General features: G+C 35.1%; 19 protein-coding genes and 1 pseudogene. 6 read left to right on the top strand and 14 right to left on the bottom strand.

Annotation, left to right across the window (positions count from 1 at the left end; genetic code table 11):
* The first annotated feature begins 94 nt into the window (after positions 1-94).
* From FZC40_RS07840 to FZC40_RS07860, 5 genes are read left to right on the top strand one after another with little or no spacing between them, the layout of a single operon-like run.
* A complete protein-coding gene (locus FZC40_RS07840; protein ID WP_148603374.1) occupies positions 95-796 on the top strand; it encodes a lantibiotic protection ABC transporter ATP-binding protein in 702 nt (233 codons plus the stop codon).
* Positions 793-1,557, top strand: a complete 765-nt coding sequence (locus FZC40_RS07845; protein ID WP_243135779.1) for a lantibiotic immunity ABC transporter MutE/EpiE family permease subunit — start codon at positions 793-795, stop codon at positions 1,555-1,557. The genes FZC40_RS07840 and FZC40_RS07845 overlap by 4 nt, the downstream gene beginning before the upstream one ends.
* On the top strand, positions 1,554-2,276 hold the full coding sequence (locus FZC40_RS07850) for a lantibiotic immunity ABC transporter MutG family permease subunit (protein ID WP_148603350.1): 723 nt from the start codon (positions 1,554-1,556) through the stop codon (positions 2,274-2,276). Before FZC40_RS07845 ends, FZC40_RS07850 begins: the two co-directional genes overlap by 4 nt.
* A 17-nt stretch (positions 2,277-2,293) precedes the next feature.
* Positions 2,294-2,968 (top strand): response regulator transcription factor, encoded by a 675-nt coding sequence (locus FZC40_RS07855; RefSeq protein WP_148603351.1) that lies wholly within the window; start codon positions 2,294-2,296, stop codon positions 2,966-2,968.
* Positions 2,944-4,275: a sensor histidine kinase gene (locus tag FZC40_RS07860; RefSeq protein WP_148603352.1), complete on the top strand. Its 1,332-nt coding sequence runs from the start codon at positions 2,944-2,946 to the stop codon at positions 4,273-4,275. The genes FZC40_RS07855 and FZC40_RS07860 overlap by 25 nt, the downstream gene beginning before the upstream one ends.
* 227 nt (positions 4,276-4,502) lie before the next feature.
* Here the strand turns inward: FZC40_RS07860 and FZC40_RS07865 are convergent, their stop codons facing one another.
* The 10 genes from FZC40_RS07865 to FZC40_RS07910 form a co-directional block, all read right to left on the bottom strand.
* The gene (locus tag FZC40_RS07865; RefSeq protein ID WP_148603353.1) at positions 4,503-5,291 is read right to left on the bottom strand and encodes a FlxA-like family protein; all 789 of its coding nucleotides are present in this window, start codon (positions 5,289-5,291) and stop codon (positions 4,503-4,505) included.
* A 179-nt stretch (positions 5,292-5,470) separates the two neighbouring features.
* Complete coding sequence (locus FZC40_RS07870; protein ID WP_148603354.1) at positions 5,471-6,865, bottom strand: sensor histidine kinase; 1,395 nt, start codon at positions 6,863-6,865, stop codon at positions 5,471-5,473.
* The gene (locus tag FZC40_RS07875) at positions 6,866-7,582 is read right to left on the bottom strand and encodes a LytR/AlgR family response regulator transcription factor (protein ID WP_148603355.1); all 717 of its coding nucleotides are present in this window, start codon (positions 7,580-7,582) and stop codon (positions 6,866-6,868) included.
* 862 nt (positions 7,583-8,444) lie between these two features.
* On the bottom strand, positions 8,445-8,834 hold the full coding sequence (locus FZC40_RS07880) for an FMN-binding protein (protein WP_148603356.1): 390 nt from the start codon (positions 8,832-8,834) through the stop codon (positions 8,445-8,447).
* Positions 8,835-8,999: 165 nt separating this feature from the next.
* Positions 9,000-9,962, bottom strand: coding sequence for a response regulator transcription factor (locus FZC40_RS17415; protein WP_148603357.1), 963 nt, complete (start codon positions 9,960-9,962; stop codon positions 9,000-9,002).
* 226 nt (positions 9,963-10,188) lie between these two features.
* Positions 10,189-11,865, bottom strand: a complete 1,677-nt coding sequence (locus tag FZC40_RS07890) for a recombinase family protein (RefSeq protein WP_148603358.1) — start codon at positions 11,863-11,865, stop codon at positions 10,189-10,191.
* A 253-nt stretch (positions 11,866-12,118) separates the two neighbouring features.
* On the bottom strand, positions 12,119-13,264 hold the full coding sequence (locus tag FZC40_RS07895; protein ID WP_148603359.1) for a replication initiation factor domain-containing protein: 1,146 nt from the start codon (positions 13,262-13,264) through the stop codon (positions 12,119-12,121).
* 73 nt (positions 13,265-13,337) lie between these two features.
* Positions 13,338-14,651 (bottom strand): type IV secretory system conjugative DNA transfer family protein, encoded by a 1,314-nt coding sequence (locus FZC40_RS07900; RefSeq protein ID WP_148603360.1) that lies wholly within the window; start codon positions 14,649-14,651, stop codon positions 13,338-13,340.
* Complete coding sequence (locus FZC40_RS07905; RefSeq protein ID WP_148603361.1) at positions 14,626-15,057, bottom strand: hypothetical protein; 432 nt, start codon at positions 15,055-15,057, stop codon at positions 14,626-14,628. The genes FZC40_RS07900 and FZC40_RS07905 overlap by 26 nt, the downstream gene beginning before the upstream one ends.
* On the bottom strand, positions 15,051-15,317 hold the full coding sequence (locus FZC40_RS07910; protein ID WP_148603362.1) for a hypothetical protein: 267 nt from the start codon (positions 15,315-15,317) through the stop codon (positions 15,051-15,053). Before FZC40_RS07910 ends, FZC40_RS07905 begins: the two co-directional genes overlap by 7 nt.
* Positions 15,318-15,448: 131 nt before the next feature.
* Between FZC40_RS07910 and FZC40_RS07915 the strand changes: the two genes are divergently transcribed.
* Entirely contained in the window at positions 15,449-16,468 is a 1,020-nt protein-coding gene (locus tag FZC40_RS07915; protein ID WP_148603363.1) for a hypothetical protein, read from the top strand.
* 363 nt (positions 16,469-16,831) lie between these two features.
* Here FZC40_RS07915 and FZC40_RS07920 read toward each other — a convergent pair whose 3' ends face one another.
* From FZC40_RS07920 to FZC40_RS07930, 4 genes and pseudogenes are all read right to left on the bottom strand, one after another.
* A complete protein-coding gene (locus FZC40_RS07920) occupies positions 16,832-20,575 on the bottom strand; it encodes an ATP-binding protein (RefSeq protein ID WP_148603364.1) in 3,744 nt (1,247 codons plus the stop codon).
* A gap of 105 nt (positions 20,576-20,680) precedes the next feature.
* On the bottom strand, positions 20,681-20,911 hold the full coding sequence (locus FZC40_RS07925; RefSeq protein WP_243135780.1) for a 23S rRNA methyltransferase: 231 nt from the start codon (positions 20,909-20,911) through the stop codon (positions 20,681-20,683).
* 421 nt (positions 20,912-21,332) lie between these two features.
* The gene (locus tag FZC40_RS17095; RefSeq protein WP_186843679.1) at positions 21,333-21,494 is read right to left on the bottom strand and encodes a hypothetical protein; all 162 of its coding nucleotides are present in this window, start codon (positions 21,492-21,494) and stop codon (positions 21,333-21,335) included.
* Positions 21,487-21,901: pseudogene (locus FZC40_RS07930) on the bottom strand (deaminase); the annotation flags it as partial. The pseudogene FZC40_RS07930 and the gene FZC40_RS17095, both read right to left, overlap by 8 nt.

A 21,901-nucleotide genomic window follows, 5' to 3' on the forward strand; every position in this document is an offset into this window, starting at 1 on the left:
ATAGCTGTTACCATAGTAGTAACAACTACAAGGAGGAACATACCCTATGAAACGGACACTGTACAAACCGGAATGTAAAATGGCGGATGTTAAGATGTATGAATACATCATAAAAACCAATCATGTTTCTAAGAAATTCAAAAAGGCATATGCAATAAAAGATTTATCGATGTCGGTAAGAAAAAATTCTGTCTACGGTTTATTAGGGCCTAATGGCGCTGGCAAATCAACATTATTAAAGATGATTACCGGCATTATCCGACCAACTTCAGGCGAAATATCATTCAACAATCACCCGTGGACTCGAAAAGATTTATTGACAATTGGTTCGTTGATCGAATCACCGCCACTGTATGAAAATTTAACGGCATTTGAAAATTTAAAAGTGCGAGCGACGCTTATTGGGATTTCAACAAAAAGATGTCACGACGTTTTACGACAGATGGATTTAATGGATACTAAAAATAAAAAGACCTCCGATTTTTCATTGGGAATGAAACAGCGCTTGGGTATCGCATTGGCACTGCTGAATAATCCCCAATTATTAGTCTTGGATGAACCGACAAACGGGTTAGACCCTTTTGGGATTGAAGAATTAAGGAAAATGATTAAAACATTTGCAGAGTCAGGGATTTCTGTCATTATATCAAGTCATATTTTAAGTGAAGTACAACAAGTTGCCGATGACATCGGGATCCTATCCAATGGATCGCTCTTGTATCAAAATAAAATTGATGCAACTGAGAACCTGGAACAATTATTTATGGATATCATCCGAAAGGAGCGTGCATCATGATGTTAGGAGCCTATTTAACAGCAGAAAACTTGAAATTTAAATGCTCCCTATTTAGAAAACTGATGATACTTATTCCAGCAGCTTTAATTTTAATAGCGATGGTATTTATATTTGTTGGTATTGGGTTAGGTGGTTTTTCAAGCGCCATAGTTTGCAATTGGTGTATGCCGATTGCATCTTTGTCCATTATGTTTTTATGTCATTTAGTGAATAATAAGGATCAAAAACACAAATACCGAACGCTTTATAGTTTGCCCATCGACTTGAAGAAGACCTTTATTGCTAAAACAATTTTGATCGCGCTAAATCTTCTGATCATCTCATTATTGCTATCACTTATCACGGTTATCTCTGAATGCATCGTATCAGGTGTTTCAGCTGCAATTGGTCATAGCGGTTATTATCTGTTAGGATACGGCTTATTGTGGCTCTCGTTATTATGGCAGATCCCGTTTTGTTTGTTTTTGGATCAAAAAGTCGGATTTGTTGGTTCGGTGATCATAAATTTGTTCGCCAGCGCATTCGGCGGTTTGTTTTTTTCCTTGACGCCGTTGTTCTGGTTCTTCCCATATAGCTGGCCGGCACGATTTATGGTGACATTATTTGGCGTTTTGCCAAACGGATTATTGGTCGAAGCCGATGCAAAATGGATTTTAAATTTAGGCGAAAGTGCGTTGCTGGTATTGATAAGCTTGGTTGTCGCGTTCGTTCTTACCGTTTTATTTTCACGCTGGTACAAAAAGCAGGTGTATCGCCAATGACGATTATCAGGGAGTTTTTTTCCAACTTTACCAAGATCAAACGAACACCAATTATTTTATTGCACTTGTTACCGCCGATTGTGATTACGACATTATTCTTCGTTTATTACGCTTCTGGCGGATACCACCTTATTTCTGATGTGCGGTTGTTTTTCGTTATCTTACAAATATGTTATCCGATTTTTGTCAGTATTGTTGTGCCAATTTTTATTAATTTAGATCGGAATAACGAAAATGCACTGGGTTTAGTGGCGTCGCGAAGCAGCGTATACCTGGGGAAATTGTTCTTTCTACTATTTCTTTCAGCCATAAATATGATACTATATGAACTGTGTTTCTATGTTGGCGTCAATTTTTTTCTGGCGATCAGTACCGCACCTGTTGGATCATATCTTGCTCTATTTTATCTGTTTTTATTTAGCAACTTATTTTTATATTTATTACACGTACCGATTGCTTTTCGGTTTGGTTCAAGTATTTCTGTTTTGTTAGGGATATCGGGCACAATTTTAGCCGGTTACTTTGAAAATGCGATTGGTGATAAAATTTGGCCGATCATTCCCTGGGAATGGGGTGTTCGGTTTTTGGAAAATTATTTTGACTTTTCAAGGACACCTGTTTTTCCGGGAATGATTGCTCTGATTATTATTACTTCGATTGTTCTGGTTTTATCACTACGATGGTTTAGTAGATGGGAAGGTAAAGTGATACAAGAATAAAACAAGGAGGTGAGATGATGTCGAAACTGTTAGTGGTCGATGATGACCTTGATATGCTATCCCTGGTGCGCGCCGCCCTGGAAAAAGACGGCCACCAGATAGACACCGAAGCGGATGCCGCGACCGTGCAGCCCGCCCGGTGCCGGCTGTACGATCTTCTGCTATTCGATGTGATGATGCCCGATAAGGATGGCTTTTCCCTGTGCCGCCGGATCCGTGCCGAGGTGGATTGCCCCATCCTGTTTTTAACCGCCAAGGCGGAAGAGGCGGCCCTTGTCCAGGGATTTGGCCTGGGCGCCGATGATTACATAAAAAAGCCATTCAGTATTGCGGAGCTGCGCGCACGGGTAAACGCCCATCTGCGGCGGGAGGTGCGTCAGCCGACCCGCACCCTGAGCCGAGGCGGTGTGCGCTTTGATATTCAGGCAAAAGTGGCCATCGCAGGTGAACATACACTGCCCTTTACCAAGGGCGAATACGCGATCTGTGAGCATCTGGCCCTGCATGCTGGACAGGTATTTACCAAAGAACAATTATATGAAGCAGTTTTCGGCTGTGAGGCCGAGGGCGATCCGTCAGCCGTTGCGGAGCATATCAAAAATATCCGTGCCAAGCTGAAAGCCGACGCCATCAGCCCCATCGAAACCGTTTGGGGGGTGGGCTACAAATGGCGAAAAAGCAGCGTTCTGTAAGCCTTTCCTTTGTGCTCTTGCGTTTTGCCATCGTAATGCTTGGCGGTATGCTGTTGTGTTGCCTGGTCTGGTATTGCTGCTTTGGGTGGCTTCAAAACACCGGCGTTATTTACCAGGGATACGTCTCCAACCAACAGGTGGAGCAACTGCTAGCCGGAGAGCCAAAAACATTTGTCTCTCCGGGTGACGATTTTCTGGCCGAGTACGCTTTGTTTGGCCAGAACGGCGACGTCTTGGCAAGCAATGTAGACGGACAGAAGCTGGAAGTCCTGGCCGGGTTTTTACAGCAGGACACCGACAGCATCCATGTTTCGCGGCACACCTATGCCGATGACAGCACCGCAATCTTTCACTGGTATTACCGGGCCGAGTTTGTCAACCCGGTGCTGCGCGGCATGCTGCCCCCCTTTGAATACCTGTGGCTGGCCACACTTGGTGGAGCCTGGGTGCTTTGTCTGCTGTTTAACACCCTGTGGCTCCGGCGATGTCTCGCCACCAAGCTGAAGCTGTTTGGTGAGGTGAGCGAAAAGATCGGCGCGCAGGAGCTCGATTTCGCAATTCCCCACGCGGGCATACGGGAGTACGACCAGGCGCTTGGTGCGATGGCGCATATGAAAGATGCCTTGTACAGCTCCCTGTCCTCCCAATGGGCGGCACAGCAAGAACGCGAGGCGGAAATAGCCGCACTCACGCATGATTTAAAAACCCCGCTCACCCTGGTGGGAGGCAACGCCGAACTTCTCCTTGATGAAGAACTGTCTGAGAACAGCCGCAAAATGGTGGCAACAATTGTGGCCAGCAACGACCGCGCCAAGCAGTATGTTGCCAGTCTGTTAGAAACCTCCGCCGGTACGGATGAGACATTTGAAAACACCAGCCTGCCCGCCATGTTTGACGAGCTTTGCCAGCGCACAATCGCCATTGCCGAAGTTAAGAGGATTTGCCTGCACACCCAAAACGGCTTGGAAGGTAATGCGAGGATTCAGAAAGACCATTTACTTCGGGCCCTCGGTAATGTGGTGCAAAACGCCATCGAGCATACGCCGACGAATAAAAACGTATATTTGGAAGGCCGCATGGTCGATGGCGGCTGGCAAGTCGCGGTGTGTGATGAAGGCCCCGGTTTTAGCAAGGCGGCGTTACACCATGCAACCGAGCGCCTATGGCGTGGTGATGCAGCGCGTGGTGCCGATGGACACAATGGCCTTGGCCTATGGTTTGCCGCACGAGTCGCGAAAACACACGCAGGACAACTAGAACTACGCAACTGCGATTCTGGTGGGGTAGTTATAATCAAGTTTGGCTAAGCCGCCACACGTCATATTTTTTGCGAAAGTTACTTGAGAATAAAATTTGTTTAAGCTAGTATAAAATATTGGGGGATGAACCATAAGAAAAAGCAGGAAACATTGTGCATAGCAAAGGATATTACATATCACTAAAGTAGCATATCAATAGCCTTTGCTATGAACTTTTGTCGTTATATTTTATTGTTTTCCTTAACTTTGTTCTCTAGCGCTTTCCTGCCATGGATTTAAACCCTGATATCCATCGACTTAACGCCTAAAAAAGCCGAACGTTCTACGGTAAATATCGTTTGACTACCCGCGCCAGCAGGTAACACAGCATTTTCATCCGTCTCCGTGTTAGCAACTGCCGGTGTCTCAGTGGTATTGTTACTTTCCATCTTATCGATACTTTCTTCGGTCTTGTCTGTCTTATCAGCTTCTGACATTCTACCATTGGCATCCGCAAGTACTTCTATCTGGGAAGAAGTTGCATTTTTAATATTTTCTTGTGTGTCTGTCAGCTCTGCTTCTTGAGAGGTTGTCGAAGCACCTCTAAGTTTGTTGAGCTTTATTTCACTTTCCAGAACGCCGACACGCCCATTCATGTTCGTCACAACACGCTCTTGCACCTGTGCCTGCTTCAGCACAGTATCTCCAGATATCACCGCCATCATACTTTCCTGAGACAGGCCTGTTCCCTTGAAGTTTTGGGTGGTACTGTTCGCTTTTGGTTGGCCGCCCTGAATATCATCCGTTGATGAACCGGTTGATTGGAGCTTCTCTTTTCTAAGATCATTCTGATGTTGTCTTAATTGTTTATTCAAATCACTAATTTGCTGATTGATTTCCTGACGCTTTTTCATCTTATCTTCAGAACTTAACTGGTCATTTCCAGCAAGCTCCTGTAATTGTTTCTGAGCATTTTCAATCTGCTTCTGGATATTTTTTGTTTGCGAATCCGTTCCTGCGGATACTCCTGCCGATCTTCCTGAAAAATTAGTTGAACCACTACTTAACGCACTTCCTATCTGCATAATTATTGCCTCCTTAATAATTTGATAATCTTAGCGATTTTCTATATCTGTTTTCGGTTTCAAGGAGGGGTATTTTAGCAGGACGTTGTGAATCATCTTATTTTTGTAGTAAAGTAGTTTCGCATAACCCACCTACCAATAAATTCAGCCATTCTGAGAGAATTTACTACACTCATTCTTTATTCGATCATTATCATAATCGTTAAATGAAAGCTATTTTTCGTTAGTTCTATTTCAATATCACCATAATATTTTTTTGTCACTTCGCGCAAATTTGTAAGACCCATACCGTGGAAATTGGCATCATTTTTTGATGTCAGGGGAAGCCCACTGGTTTCATCCATTTCGATTGAACCACAATAGCTATTCTCCACCATCAGTAAATATGTATTTTTCTTTCTGTAAGATTCAATCGAGACAAAACCGTTCGCACCTTTTTCACTTGCTTCAATCGCATTTTCAAGCGCATTATTCAGGATGATACTCAAATCAAATGCATCAATATTGGTGTCTATCGGAAACGCAAATTTTGATTGAAATTCAATATTTTTCTTGACCGCTTCGTTGTATTTTCCATTAATAATGACATCTGTTATCGGATTGCCGGTTTTAAAATGATGATCCAAAATTTCCACGGCCTTATTCATGGAACTTAAATATTCGGTCGCTTCGTCATAGTTTTTCTGTTCCATAAGACTTTTTACTGTTGTTACATGATTTTTGATATCATGTTTTAATCCTCGCATTTTCTGGTAAAGACATTCAATTTCACTAATATGTGATTGAATATCTTTTATCTGACTCTGTAATAGATACCGCTTTTGCTCTTCTTCCTTTTTTTGCTCCAAATTTTGAAAAAGAACGATCACGACAACAATTGTCATTATCGAAATGAAGTCACTTAAGAACCTAAAAATATAAAAATAAGGAGATGAGCTATAGAGATCTATTCCCAACATATTTTCATAGACATTATTATAATTCCGCATAATTACATAACTAAGCAGTCCTGATATTGCGGGCACTAATAAAAAAATGGTTTCCTTGAAGCTATATCTAGCCTTTTTACAAACAAATGTTTTAATTATAATTAGTACCGGAATTCCAACAAAAATACAATTTACAACGAGATCAACTATTGTTAAACATACATATAGGATGAAATTGTATTTCCACAATTCGGCGGAAGAAATATCGATCATGTTCTGTGCGGCATCAGAAATAGGAATATAAATACAGCTTCCCATCGATAATCCCAACCAACGCACCGCAAAAAAAGTAACGGAAACAAATAACTTAATCTGCGTATTTCCTCTGCATATACAAAGCATTGCGACAAAGGAAATAATCATTCCAATAAAATATACAACCGTATTTTCAAGTTCATAGGGAATAAAATATATCAAAACAACACTTGCAAAATATACGATACCGACTATCCACGACTTGCAATTTTTCTGTTTGAAAAATGCCTGGGTCATCTTATACAAAAAAAATGCTGTCATGGCCTGAATCCCGATTGTATATAAGATTGAAACAATCCGATAATACCCTTCGATCGTTTCAGCATTCATTTACATTATCTTCCTTTTTGAATATTTCAAATATTGCTTTACAAATTCTCCGTATTTTTGTTTTGCCATCATGATATTATCGCCATTTTCCAACGTGACAGATGTAGCATTATACTTTAGGATATATTTCATGTTAACTAAAAACGACCGGTGTATTCGTGCGAAATCATCGTCCAGGCTTTGCTCTAAGTCAGAAAGTTTCGCATAGAATTCTAGCGTACTATCGGTTTTATGTAAAATCACCTTACGATTATCAGCTTCGATATAAATAATTTCTTTTCTATAAATCTTATTTGTTGTCATTCCGATCTTGATATTTATACTTTTTTCTTCTGGCATTAACTGTTCTAATTTGCTTTTTTCATTCCATTTTGCAACTGCACATTTTAATACCTCAAAAAATTTAACTTTATTAATCGGTTTTACCAGATAATGAAATGCCCCAACATCAAATGCTTGAAAAATATATTCTTCCAAAGCCGTAATAAAAATAATAATGGACTGGGAGCCGTTTTTTCTAAGCTGCCTGGCAATATCCATACCATTTCTACCACCCAAGTGGATATCAAGAAAGATTAAATCAAACACCTGTATATCATCCAACAATTCTTCACCGGACCGATATAACTTAACTAAACAATCTGGCGAAAATATTTTCACATATCTCGCGATCATATTTCTTATTTCATTTTCATCATCACAAATAGCAATTTGCATCAAAACTCACCTTCAAACATTTATTATCAATATTTTTGCAAATAAATCAGGGCAAAGCCGGATATTATTTAGCCTGGTTTTTACACATTTTCCGTTCTACCATACAACATGTTATGTTTAAAGTGGTTTGTTTTTAGTTCTTGCCACAACGTGTCATCAGAATCACTATTTCAACATGCCCAGTATAGTGAGTGTCCATTTTATAATATATTTTATCATACATTGATATTCTTTGAAAGTGGCTTCACAAAAGCGTTTTTAAGGCCCCTATTTTCATTTTTGTTCAGTTTTATATTTTAATGGATCTTAACATTTTTTATTTTAGGTGGACAAAATAGACTGATTCTGACCGAACCGCAAGTTCACTGCTTACATGCTGGGAGCGACACTCATCTGACATATTATTATAAAAACGGAAGCAATACCAGTATTTGGTATGCTTCCGTTTTTTACCTAGATATAATTCAACTTCAATCCAGCATTCTTTGAATTTATTGCAGAATAAAATATTTTTATTTTTTTACATATATATACTCAATCCATAGCTTAGAGTATATATCGTTTAATGTACCAAGATATTTATCGTGATCACAATTCTCGACAACTCCACAGCTGGTACAAAATTGAATTATGCCGAACGCCATATTTCTTACTTAAGTTAAGTTTTCAATATCAGCAGAGACTTCCATCTGAAAATACAAATCGACTAAATAATTTTCAAGAATGGCTTTTATTAATTTCCATCATCCTCATTCAAATAAGCGGTAGGTCGCTGTCCTTATTTATTTATATTAAATCACTAAGCACAAACTGATGCAGCTTATATTTGATGATCTATCGTAGAATTTTTGGTGCTGCTTTACTATTTATTCAGTGCAAGTTCTACTGCCTTAAGGATTGCTTTACTTGTTGTAGTTGCTCCTGATATCGCCTCTACATCAATTTTCTGTTCAGAAATAATTTCTTCAATTACTCCTTCAGCAGCCTTTGCCTTTTCGCTGTTTCGCCCATGAGTAACATTGATTTTTTCAATTATATGATCTTTAATCCCTACCTCAACACGATAGGTGTAATGCCCATACGCAAATTCACCAGTATAGGTTCCATTTTCTAGATTATTAAGATCTACATTATGGATTTCCATTTGCCTGATCAATTCATTGTCCCTTTCTGGTATTACCACAACCAATAGAAATGCTGTTAATAACGCTGCCAGAATGATTGAAATAACCACAATTCTTTTTTTCTTCATTTTTAATCCTCCAATTTATGTTTTATTTGCATGAACAGTTTACAAATAAACGCCTCTATTAACTATCAGGAAATAGGAGGATTTCCTCGAAAACGTCTCATACTTTTGTATGAGATATTCAAAAAAATGAAAAACAGCATGATTTTCATACTGTTTACTTATAGCCTAATGTTTTTCTATGACTATATTTATTAATTCGATTTTATTTCTAATACCAAGTTTTTTATAAATATTCTGCACATGAGTTTTAACTGTCGGAAGCGATATCACAAGCGCAGCGCAAATGTCATTATAGGTATATCCATTTATCAATAGGTCTATTATTTCCTTTTCACGGCTTGTAATCTTAAAGCTTTCCAGTAATCTCTCATTATTTTTATTTAAAACTATTTTTCTATCTGTGCTTAATTCTATATTTACTTCCATTTTAACCTCTGCATTTTCAGCCAATGGATTCAGTAATGCACTATAATTTTTAGCAATATAATAAAGACTCATACTACTCAAAACAAAATAATACGCAAACACTGACATAAGACCAAACGGAAAGTTTTCACCAATCTTTGGCAATTTTTCCACTAGCGTATCTAGAAACAGGATGGGAAACATTAAAAGTGATACAACTAGAAAATTTCTTATCCCCGCTTTTAATATTAAATTTTTGATTTTGTCAATATTCCCCACTAAAACGAGAATGTTGTATAGTACCGTTCCAAAAAATAAAACACTCGTAGCTCTGACAATCATTTGATTGCCCGTAATATAATAAAGAGTCATCATCATTAAAGGTAAAACCGAAAATAGTATCAGCCACCATTCTTTTTTTTTTGTAATTATTCTTCCTGTTATTATCCCTATCAGCTTAGTTAGTGCATAGATCATAAGCCCGCAGCCTATCGTGGAAATATATCCTATAATGATATTAAGACTATTACTTTTAATGACATTTACTGTATCATAGGCAGTTACCATTTGCTCAAGAAGTATTAATGTAAGCGAAAATACTGAGGCCATAAAATATTTAAGCATTTCTTGCTTATTTTTAAGCCACAAGAAAAAACCTAGGATTATGACCGAAAACCCGGTTGTAAAAACAATAAAATAAAAAAGTATTATAAACTGCTCCATGATAACCCTCCGGTCCCTTCTTAAAGGTCTCTTTGCCCACCGATTTTAAGTCGGAGTTTAACGATTTTCTCTTAATATCGTTTTCTAATCGGCACTGCTCATATACTTCTTTTCTCTGTCTGATTATAATTCATCATAAGAACCACACACTCAACATGCATCAACACATAATTCTTATAAAGCGCACCTACATCTTAACTGCAAAGCCCCTGTACCTAGGCTTTTACTAGGCTTTTGTTGAAAGCAACACCACCGTCTCAACATGCTTGCCATTGTCCAAACCTAATTCCATTTGATCTTCAATGATCGGAAGTTTGAATATAATCGACTTTAACCACTGTCCGCATGGCTTTGCTTCTTCATATATATTGATTTCTTTGACCAGGGCTGATAGTAATGTTCGTTTATCTGCATCTTCCATAATAGCATATAATTTATCAAAATAAACCAATGTCTTATAAACATTTTCCCCTGTCAGCTTTTCAGCTTCAATTGCTTTTTTTCTATCCTTGCATTCTTTCAAGCTATGTTCAACATCATCGATGTAATCATACATTTTATCCAATCTGTCCTGTAAATCGGACAATTTCCGGTCATAGTGCTTATCTTCAACATCCAAACTGTCAATCTGTTTTTCCAGACTTCTTTTTGTTCCAATGTATTTTCCCAACTGTTTTTGAAAATTTGAAATTTCTTTTTCAACTTCAATCGTATCCGTTTTGATATTGATTTTCTTTTGCATCATATCCGCAAATTTGGGATTGCTTACCAACTTGCTTATGACTTCTGCCACAGCATTATCCAGTTTTTCCTCATTCAGCTGTTTGTTGTAAGTGCAGGCATGACCATTTAATAGCGTCCGATGTTTGCAACCATAATAGTAATAATCTTTATAATGCTTACCATTCTTTCTTTTAATCGACTTGTTGCCATACATTCCAGCGCCACAGATGGGACAAAGTAAAAGACCTGATAAAAGATGTGTTTTCTCATCTTTGCCCTTATTCACGTGCTCATATCGTTTGGCCTGTGATTTTCGTTTTTCTTGTGATTTTTCCCATGTGCTTTCGTCAATGAGTGCCGCATGGATTCCATCGACTATCATAAAATCATCTTGCTTGACGATGTGATATTTTCCTCTTGTTCCCGTTACTTTTTCATTTTTTCTCCGCCCATAAGCGATTTTTCCGCTATATATTGGATTGTCAAGAATCTGTCTGATCAGACTTGCTGAAAAGTAAGGACTTTTTCCGTTCTGCCGTGCAATCTTATTGATTCCCTGTTGCTGTAGATACCTTGCAATCCCGTTTGCTCCCATATCCGTATTGATATACTTGTCAAAGATCAGGCGTATTGCTTTGGCTTCGTCTTCCTGTATTTCTAATTTTCCGTTGATAAGTATATAGCCATAGGGTGCAAAACCGCCATTCCACTTACCTTCACTCGCCTTCTGTTTTCTGCCTGCCATTGTCTGAACCAAGCTATTTTCACGTTCAATCTCGGCTACAGCGGATAAAATTGTAATCACTAGTTTTCCTGCATCTTTGGAGCTATCAATGCCATCTTCAACGGAAATCAGATTCACATCATTGTCATTCATCAACTGTAGCGAATTCAATATATCTGCTGCATTTCGTCCGAACCGAGATAGTTTAAACACCAGAACATAAGAGACCCCATCTTTGTTTGAATTGATATCTTCGAGCATTTTCTTGAATTCTGGCCTGCCCTCGATGAATTTACCTGATTTTCCAGCGTCTTCATACTGCCCCACAATTTCGTAACTAAACGCATCTGCATATTTTTTGATGCGATCTTTTTGAGCGTCAAGAGAAAATCCGTCTATCTGCATCGTAGTTGATACTCTTGTGTAGATATAGACTTTTATTTTTTTATCTGCCATCTTTTCACCTTATCCCAATGAGTTTGGACATTGTTTTCACGTTCATTATAGCAATGCCTATGTATATAAACAAGCAAAAAAAAACAGACCAACAAATCAGTTATCTGTTGGCCTTGGTGGATCTGGTAAACTTTCCAAATCAATTTCTTCTGCATATTTTTCGATGAGATTAGCAAGAAGGTCAGCTAATCGATCTATTTCATTGTCCATACTAACCTTCTCCTTTCTCATAGCATACATCTTTCAAAATGCATCAAAAATATTCTTGTAATTTATATTGTCTTAAAGTACTTGCATGCTTTCTCAACCATGTTAAAATTTCCTTATTATTTTGAGCTTCTTCAATATAATAATTTTGATATTCTTCAAAAAGATATATTAATAGCTCTACATCTGCCCCATCGCCCCAAACACTTAAAGATTTAAAAAGTGTAGAGAATAATCCAGAACCATTTATTAGATAGTTTATTGACCTTTTCAGATCATTATCTTTTGGTTTTTCACTTCTTAAAAAATTAAATTGATTGTTCCCAACAATTGCCAATAATGCTCTTGTATACTTCATAAATTGATTTGTATCCTTGTCATAGAAACTGTATTTCTCGGTAATCTTTTGTGCGATAAATGCTTGTAGTTCATAAGGAGTATTAATGTTTTTCAAAAGTTCACTTGTAATTTGGTGGGCATATATGTTTTTGAAAACAACCTCCTGACGTATCCATCTTTTGCAATTGATTGCTTCTTCATACCGGAAATTCTTTGTCTGTAAAATTTCAAGCCTTTTATTATAAATCCTGCTAAAACACCTTGTATTTGATTTGCGTGAGCCAAGATAAATTGTTGAATATAGACCATCTATATCTAATGCTGTTTTTGAGCGTATCATGTTTCTGTTTTTGTAGTCCTTAATTCCAATGCTATCATTTTTTAGTCCTCTGTATATATCATCAGGATTAACAGACAAGTGAAAGTTCTTATAATCTGCTACAAAATCTATTCTTGATAACCTTGTTATGTACTCATCACTCTGTAACATCCGAATAAAGGTAATAATATCCATTTTCACATCAAATCGTATTTCAAAATCTGTCTGAAAGCTTGCCCAAGCGTATGCAGAAAAGCGAATGCATACACCCATATTAGAAAAATCTTCATGCCAACTAATACACAGATACCACGGCTTATTTTCAATGATCAATCCATTAGTATAACCCTTTTGAATACCTTTTTCAGTCTGCACCATTTCGTCATACAGTTCTTCTAATCTTGATTTTTCAATAAACGTCTGTATAATTATTTTACATTTATCAAGCCATTCTAAACAATCTAACTTTTTCTTTGGCATTAAAACAACTGTGAACTCATCAATACCTACAGTGATAGAAGTTTTGCTATTCATAGTATTGTATACTCCTTATCATTTTATTTTTCTCTGCGGGGGTTATTACATAACCCCCGCAGACTTGTTATAATCAATCTACAGCCGCTAATATGTCAAAATCCAATGTCGGAAAAGAACAAACTTTGGGCTGGCGTGTCAGACCTTGATAAGAATAAAGCCCCTGTCCAGGACCGAATTTCAATTTCGGCAGATTAGCATATTCCTCAAATGCCGTTTGATAAGTCATATCCGAAGCACTACCAAGTACTACCTTCCAGACAAGATTATCTCTGATTGATGTGGGTATGATTTTACTATCTGATTTTTGCATTGCTATCCACAAATAAATTCCCAAAGCTCTACCTTTTTGAACAACGTTCGTCAAATACATTAAAACTTTATCCCTTGTCTGTTTATCAAACGTATTAACAACAGACTGAAAAGACGAAAATTCGTCTATTATAAGCACCTTCGCCGACATGCCCCAAGTTTTGTAATCACTATCAAGTTTTTTGTTCAGATGTTCCTTTAACTCTAATTGACGCTCTGTCATAACATTATAAAAAATTCCCAAAAGTGCAATAATTTCTTCTGTTGTTCCTGCGGTCCGTGTTGCAGCTATTTTATTCCCCAATACACATATTGACGAATTTTTTGGATCAGCAAAATAAATTTCTGGCTGTACAGAAAAATTTAGAAGTTGCAGAATCAAGGAAAATAATGCATATGTTTTTCCAGACCCAGTTGATCCTACTATCAAAGCGTGTTGAAGCGGTACTGGGACTTCACTCTTACCATCCATAAACAATGTGTAATCTTCAAATTGATGACAATACTGCTTAAACTCGTTGTATGTATTAAATACAAGTTGCTTGATTTCACTTGTTTCAAATTCAAAAATATGAGTATTCATATCTTTCGAAAGATATTGTTCCAAAACAACAAAATTACCTAATGCCGAAGATATATTCACATCCTCAAATATTTTGTGATATTTGATTTTATTTTGAATATATACTTTTCCCTCTACCATATCATTTGAAAGAGAGACTTTAATTTTAGGAGTAACGACTGTTTTTTCTCCTAATGTATATTGTTGAACACTATATCTGTTTCCTGCTTCTTGTAATTCACGTCGTATATTCCTGATAAGTTTACAGTGAATAAATGAATATCTAAAACCGTTATATAACTTATGATAGACGTACCAATAAACTATGTATGCAACTATCTGCACTCCAGCAATCAAATAGAAAACAAACCCTATTTTTCTAATTAATTCAACTCCAATAGGGAAGTTATTGGTTGGCAACTGATAATTCAGTAGCCAACCAATGCTAATTAGAGCAAAAACTTCTAAAATAAATAGTTCAAATAATTTACTTTGCCTGTCCTGCTGCAGCATTGCTTACACTTCCTTGCCCTTGTAGATTTGCTGACTTCAATAATTTAATCCCATGAAAACGCAGAATAAAACTGAAATTGATGTAGTAGCTTAAAGAAGCATCAAAATTTTCAAGTGCTACATAATCTCCTTTTTTGTATGGTAAAGGATACGCAACACCTAAAATCGTACAATCAAAGGTTTCTAAAACATTATTATCCTGTTCAAGTCCTGTCGCTTTATCAATAACTAGCTTTGAATGGTCTTCAACAATTTGAAGTGTAACTGTAGCTCCTGCTTCAAGACCTTTTTCCGCATTTCCCTTTGATGCTCTTTGATTAACAAAACGATAACGGTTACCCGTATCTTTTAGCAATTCTTCACCTAACACCATTGTTTTCGTATAACGGTACCCATTTTTTAACATTTTTTCTTATTCCCCTTCCATATGTTGGGGATATCTAATCCTAATCCCCCATAAGTGTTATTACTAATCGTACCCATGATTGTGCGTAAATCATACACATGGTTTACATAGTCCAAATCATCCGTACAAATATTCACGGTAATTGTCTGTTTGTCATACGCATCAACAATTGCTTTTATAGCAATAAGACTAGATTTTTGCCTCGTGTATTTTTGAAAAACATCATAATATTTCTCTTTCCAACGCTGATCATCATTCATACTTTTCATTCCCTTCAAGTTGTTTTATTTGCTTAAGCTTGAATTCATTATACTTTTTTTAAACGATATTTTTTTAAATGTCTGTTGGTGAATTTCATGATATACTAATTTAAAAAAGAGGGGATGCTAGTATGGATGAAGAACAACTTATATATTTTGATGAAGCTTTTAAACAATTAAAAAAGAATTGGTTCCCAAATGATGATCCCTGTTATAACGATAATTACATCACATTAACTAGAACATCAATACAGTCTATTATCAAAAAAGATATCGTTGGCAGATATTTAGGATTAAAGGACGGAGAGAGAAAAAAGAAAAAGTATACTGATTTAAACAATGAATCAAAGATTGAAGATTTATATGTATTCCCTAAGTATAATTTTAGAAATGAAGAACCTCTTATACTATCTGTCTGGGATGAGCATTTCAATAACAAAAAATTAATGTCTTTACATGAAAAATATATCAAATCTGGCAGACCCAATTATCTCATGAATAATGCTTACGTTTTTTCACTCAAACATGAATTAGAACGTCGACAGTATCCGCTCAAATCAATATATATATCTATTGATAGTAAGGCTCAAATTCGAAATTCTATATCTGATGATGATGCCAAAAGCCATTTTACAGAACTCATTTCTGAAACGTTAAATAATTTTAATATGCGAATTCAAGAACATGTATCTATCCATAATAATACAAAAAAAGTAGAGTGCGATCGTCTAAACTCTATTATTTTCTATATTAACAATAAATTGAAAATTTTAGACAAAAATATTCAATTAAAAAATTCTTTCCTAACAGAAAAAGAAAATATCAATGAATTAATGGATATGCTAAAAAAAGATTTCAGTTTTAACTTTAATACTGAAGAGAAAATTCAAAACACCATAGAGAAATATTCTAAATGCAACTGTAGAATTGATCAAGAAAAAGAATATATTTCAAGAGAACTGTACGATTTTGAAACAAATATAATTAAAAAATATTATGTCCTTATTCAAGAAGATAACACCCTTAGAAAAAAAGCATTCTTCGAACGGAAAAAATCTGAGACTGCTTTATTACGGGCAATTTCTGCTATACAAAATTCTGAAGAACGTAAATACTACCTCTCAGGACTTGAAATTATCGGAATAAGGTGATCATTTCTATTTAGAACGTTATTGCTGCCGGTTCGGTTAAATTATTAAAACCCGATTACAGATTTGACTGTCTGAAATCGGGTTTATCTTCGCTCTGAACATTACCAATTAAATTATCTTCAAAGATATGTCCATATCAACAAATCCCCTCAATTGTTTTATCTTTCAATAAACACTCAATGTATATGTAATATTTTGAAGTGTGATATTTCAAGATTTGACACCTTATGATGAAAAAAACAGACTTTCAATAACGAGTAAATAAGAAATATTGAAATATTACAAAGATTATCCCTTGTTTTATTTTTGAAGTATTTAATAGAGATACTTAACTAAGCTGCAAAAACAACTTTAGATTTAACTTCAGCCTCTCAAAATTTCATTAATTTGTTCTGTCTCAATTTGCTTTTTTAAGTAACCAATTTCTTTTTCAAAATAATTTTTATGCTTTATCCACTTTAAGCCTATAAAGAATGGAAGCAACGATTCAAGAAACTCAATCCTAGTAGAATACATGGGCACTGCACTACCTGACCAACTGCACGATGTAGGTACTAAAGGTATCTTTTCAAAATCCTCAAATAATGGGTTGTTCTCAAGGAAAAGCCAAAGATATTCTTGTTTTATATCAACTTTCAATTTGGATATAACCGAAAACAAACAATACATTTTTGTTTCATCATTAGAAAACAGTTGTATACATTGCTGAATCCACTCATTTTGTTTTATTAACAAGTTTTCTTGGTTTTGAACTGGCAATAATAAAGACTCTAAAAAATATGGTACAATCATTGTGGGAAATCGACTTTCCTTTATTAGTTGCTCAAATATTTTATTATAAATTTCTATAAAATCATCTAAATCAAAAAAACAACGAGTTCTTTCTTGATGGTCGCAAAAAGAGCTATTACTATTATTAACTAAATAATCAATATAATCATCCAGTATAGATGGTTCAACCATATAAATCTCTTTTAATAATTTACCGTCATGGTCATGATGATTTTCATATGACAACATTATAAAATAAATTTCTTTTAGCAATTCTAAGTTTTTACTAAATTTTTGAATAACGGATTGTGGGGTATTGTGATACTGATTAAATAGCAAATGAAAATAAATATGCACCATAAAAGATGAGTATTCCACCTTAGTTAAAATGATTTTACACCCTTTTATCAAAACATCTCTATCTATAAAGCTATACTTTTCCAAAAATTCTACATCACGGAATGATGACGAAGTAACAACCCTATCAGAAGTGTCTGCTAAAAAGTCGTAGAGTCCGTTTAAATGTTCATCAGTAATTAACTCTGTCGGCAATTCGTGATAATATGCATACAACCAGGCGTTCTTTTGAGTATATTCATTATTATTGATCACTTCAAACACTTCCAAATCGGGTAACAAGGAAAAGAGAACCTTTATCAAACTGTGTGGTTGCAAATTGTTTGGGGTATTTTTTTCTATGTAATATTTAATTGCATCAACATAACAATCTTTTTTAAGAGAAATTGCATTAAATGCAATTCCCAATCCCTCTCCGACTTTCCAAGCATCGTGATTGTCAAGATAATTGATGTCACTACAAACATCAATTATTCTCTTAAACATTCTTAAATCACAATTAGAAACATATTGTTCAATTTCTTGTCGTTTTAATTTTTCAAGTTCTTTGTAATCGATTTCTTCTTTATAATCTGATCCTTTGAGAAGGTTGTATAGATAAAAGTTTTCTCCTTCAAAATATTCATCAAATAATGATTCGCAAGAAATGTTCATTCGTGTAAAAACGCGAACTAACTTATCTGCTAAAAGACAATTTTTTAATTCGCTTGTAGGAAAATATGATTTCAAAATGGAATTAATATATGTCAGGTCAAATTGTATAACTGAAATACTTACTTTCTCAATTGTATCGCCATAAGAATTAAGAACTTCTCTGATTTTTTCATTATAATTCTCAAATTTACAAAGAGAAGTTAAGTATTGCCAAATTAACTTTCGATATTTTTCAACGCCTTCAGATGTAACTAATGGGATTTGATAAATCGTAAATGTATTTTTTCGTCCTGCCTCCGTTGGGGAAAAGTACAATTTTAAAAATTCTTTTGCTATATCTAAAAAAAGGATTACAATGTATTCTTGTTCCCAATCATTTGAATATTCTTCTATCTTCTCAAAAAAGGCTATTTGCGTATAAAATTCATATAGCATAGAGTTTTTATTTATACCATAGTATTGACTAATTGCGTGATAAAATTCCATATATAAATCTGGTCGTTTTAAAAAATACTGAAAAAATAAATCTAATGCTGTAGGTAAATCAGTCATGTCAGCGAAGCCACCAAGGATTTCAATAATATCATTCGTAACATTCTGATAATTCTTTCCTTTTACAGTATCAATATCAGTGCATTCAATAACAACACTTTCTTCAAGCTCAATTTTATTTTGCAAAATTAGAAGTGTCTCCGTAGGATTTATTCTAAAAAATGCTTTGACAAATTCAAAGAAAAATGGAGATTTTTCTTTTGATAATTCATTCCACAACATTTCTATTTTTTTTTCAACAAAACAGATGAGAGCATCATTTCTAAAAATATTAAGCAGGGTACTAATGGTCAAAATGGTTCGTCCTCTGTAACTTTGAAAACAGACTTTAATCATTTCGGATAAGCTGATTAGTTTTTTATCGAAAAAAACGTATTTTAGCAAATAATTTGACAGGCACTGGTCTGAAAAGCGTACAGCTTTATCATTGTAGATATCAACAATTTCTTTCTCATGAAGCTTACGGATATTTTCAATAAAACTATCGCTATTCAAGCCGTTTGCCAGTAAAATAGACAAAAACGAGTCAATATGTTCTAAATGAATTGCTTCCAAAAAGGCAACTATACCAGCAGTTATACACATCTGATGATCAGCAAGTAATTGATTTTCTTCTAAAGAAGAACCGTAATAATCATCATATAATTGTGATACATCATTAATGGAATCCAAACGATTTGAACTACAAGCTAATTTTCCAGCAAGTATAGCAATTCGGGCATTTCCTTCAGCGATTTTAATAATTCTTTCATGATAATTTTGATTGACAATTCCTAATACAGTTTCAAGGATTTTCTTAATCTCATCATCTGTGAATGCGCTTATATTTACAGTCTCATACAAAGCAATATTCCGAATATCGTTCGTCACTTTTTGGAGTGCATAATCTCGTACGGAAATAAGTATTTTTACATTATATCCTTCAAGCTTCATGGTTGTATAATCAATAATATGATGTAATCCTGATAATTGATTTGCATCATCAATAAAAAGAAAATAATTCCCGGGACTATCTATAAAAAACTTCAAATCCTCGAATATTGGCAAGGCATTGCTATGAATACAGTAGAGTTTTTCATTATGGATAACAGCGTGATTTTTCGCATAATGCAAAGCTAATCGGGTTTTTCCTGTCCCCGATGCACCGCTTAGTATTACAATATCAACTTTTTGATAAGCCTCATTGATGCTTTCAATTTCTTTATCTCTAAATAAAAATCTCGTGTCAATTGGGGCTGCCATTCTGTTTGAGTTATAATTCTTAACAAAATCATCAAATGATTGAATTTGGTCAGTACTTATTGATATTCCTAAAACATCACGAGCAAGATTATGATGAAAAAGGTACACATCTGCTGCAAGTTTATCAATACCAATAATCGTTAGCTTAATTCCAGAATTTTCACATAGAATTCTTACCTCATTGTCTTGTGAGGGTGTAATGTTGGATGAAGTGTGGCAATAAATAATTTCAGAAATTTCATCATGAGAAATGCCCGTTTTGGATGTATCAAGACATTTATCAAGATCATCCTTGATTTTTTTAAATAAGCTTGTCTTTTGAGTTGTATACTCTACAAAAATGTACTTCTCATCTGATGTCATAAAATAAGTATCTGGTGTGCCACGAGTGGTTTTCCGTGTACCTGCTTCTCCACCAAGAGAAACTATATTAGGATAGCCGATTTTATACAAATATAAATCACAAAAATTTTGAAACGATCCTGCATCCAGTTGGAGAATTTTTTGTTTAATGCTTTCAATATTAGCCATTATTGATACCTTCAATTATTTAAAATTTTTTTGTCGCTTATAAACCTTACTTTTATTTTCACATTGTAGTCATAATGTTACATGATTAAATTCCTATCTCTCGCCCTAACTAATCATCCTAAAATTCTTTAACGCATCTTCAATAGCTTGTTCCTTTTCCAATGGAACTTGCGGTACCTTTGCTTTTTCATCACCTACATTATAATTTTCCCGTTCAATTAAACCATGCTTTCTTTTAACCTGAGCTATGTACAGAGTTGATACCTCTAACCCATTATTCTCAAGTATATACTGCTGCATTTCTTCATACGTAGCTTTACTTTCTGATTTAGTCAAATCCCTGTCATCCAGCTCAAATTCAATCTCTATAGAATTAGATGAATTTAGTTTGGACAATAACACAACCGTTTCGACATGCCCGGTATAGTGAGTGCCCATTTTATAATATATTTTATCATGCGTTGATGTTCTTTGAAAGTGGCTTTATAAAAGCGTTTTTAAGGACTCCATTGTCATTTTTGTTCAGTTTTATATTTTAATGGATCTTAACGTTATCTATTTTTGGTGGACAAGACGTGGACAAAATGGACTGATGCAGTATGATATAATTTTATTTTAATATACCCCATGTTTTTATGCCTAAGTTTTTTGATTCATGGTTTTCTCAATTACTTTATTTTTATAATTTTTTAATAAAATGAGATAATTTTCTAACAATATTAAAAGACCGACTGCACAGTCGGTCTTTTAATATAAACTAATTTAAGTTTAGCTTTCCTACATTATTAGAAACAAACAAGTTATTGTATGCTTCTTTTTTCCAACTAGGCCATGCCTCAATCTCTTTATTAATCTTTTCGTAGTTTCGGTCCCTTTCCGCATCAGATAATTGTTTTAATTCTTTAGTTTTTTCATCCATTTTTACTTCCTCCTTTAACCGCAGTCTTCAAAACATTTTGAAATCTATTAGCAGCTGATTTTTCAGCATCTAAGTAATTAAAGACACTCAACGGTGTTCTTAAACTAGCATTTTCCTCTTTCCATTCTAAGGTATTTCCAAAGCTATCTTTTCTTTTTCTCTCATTCCAAAATGAAGATGAAACTGAAAACAGATCAATAAATCTTCTTGGTCCAACTCCATAAAAATGAGTAAATAAAACTTTCTCTCCAGTAATGGATTCTTCCTCATTTTGAGTGACTTCTTGTTTATAAAACTCAAGTGCTTTGCTTTTGGGATATGGCTCAATATACACAACTTTTTTTATACCAGCCGCAATAATATGTTTTGCACAATTATGACACGGAAATGTTGTTGCATATAGAGTG

Origin of the sequence: Acetobacterium tundrae, assembly GCF_008086615.1 — a bacterium.
Lineage (GTDB): Bacteria > Bacillota > Clostridia > Eubacteriales > Eubacteriaceae > Acetobacterium > Acetobacterium tundrae.

Coding starts and splice junctions, on each gene's coding strand:
- FZC40_RS07840 (WP_148603374.1), top strand. CDS start 95: ATGTATGAATACATCATAAAAACCAATCATGTTTCTAAGAAATTCAAA.
- FZC40_RS07845 (WP_243135779.1), top strand. CDS start 793: ATGATGTTAGGAGCCTATTTAACAGCAGAAAACTTGAAATTTAAATGC.
- FZC40_RS07850 (WP_148603350.1), top strand. CDS start 1,554: ATGACGATTATCAGGGAGTTTTTTTCCAACTTTACCAAGATCAAACGA.
- FZC40_RS07855 (WP_148603351.1), top strand. CDS start 2,294: ATGTCGAAACTGTTAGTGGTCGATGATGACCTTGATATGCTATCCCTG.
- FZC40_RS07860 (WP_148603352.1), top strand. CDS start 2,944: ATGGCGAAAAAGCAGCGTTCTGTAAGCCTTTCCTTTGTGCTCTTGCGT.
- FZC40_RS07865 (WP_148603353.1), bottom strand. CDS start 5,291: ATGCAGATAGGAAGTGCGTTAAGTAGTGGTTCAACTAATTTTTCAGGA.
- FZC40_RS07870 (WP_148603354.1), bottom strand. CDS start 6,865: ATGAATGCTGAAACGATCGAAGGGTATTATCGGATTGTTTCAATCTTA.
- FZC40_RS07875 (WP_148603355.1), bottom strand. CDS start 7,582: ATGCAAATTGCTATTTGTGATGATGAAAATGAAATAAGAAATATGATC.
- FZC40_RS07880 (WP_148603356.1), bottom strand. CDS start 8,834: ATGAAGAAAAAAAGAATTGTGGTTATTTCAATCATTCTGGCAGCGTTA.
- FZC40_RS17415 (WP_148603357.1), bottom strand. CDS start 9,962: ATGGAGCAGTTTATAATACTTTTTTATTTTATTGTTTTTACAACCGGG.
- FZC40_RS07890 (WP_148603358.1), bottom strand. CDS start 11,865: ATGGCAGATAAAAAAATAAAAGTCTATATCTACACAAGAGTATCAACT.
- FZC40_RS07895 (WP_148603359.1), bottom strand. CDS start 13,264: ATGAATAGCAAAACTTCTATCACTGTAGGTATTGATGAGTTCACAGTT.
- FZC40_RS07900 (WP_148603360.1), bottom strand. CDS start 14,651: ATGCTGCAGCAGGACAGGCAAAGTAAATTATTTGAACTATTTATTTTA.
- FZC40_RS07905 (WP_148603361.1), bottom strand. CDS start 15,057: ATGTTAAAAAATGGGTACCGTTATACGAAAACAATGGTGTTAGGTGAA.
- FZC40_RS07910 (WP_148603362.1), bottom strand. CDS start 15,317: ATGAATGATGATCAGCGTTGGAAAGAGAAATATTATGATGTTTTTCAA.
- FZC40_RS07915 (WP_148603363.1), top strand. CDS start 15,449: ATGGATGAAGAACAACTTATATATTTTGATGAAGCTTTTAAACAATTA.
- FZC40_RS07920 (WP_148603364.1), bottom strand. CDS start 20,575: ATGGCTAATATTGAAAGCATTAAACAAAAAATTCTCCAACTGGATGCA.
- FZC40_RS17095 (WP_186843679.1), bottom strand. CDS start 21,494: ATGGATGAAAAAACTAAAGAATTAAAACAATTATCTGATGCGGAAAGG.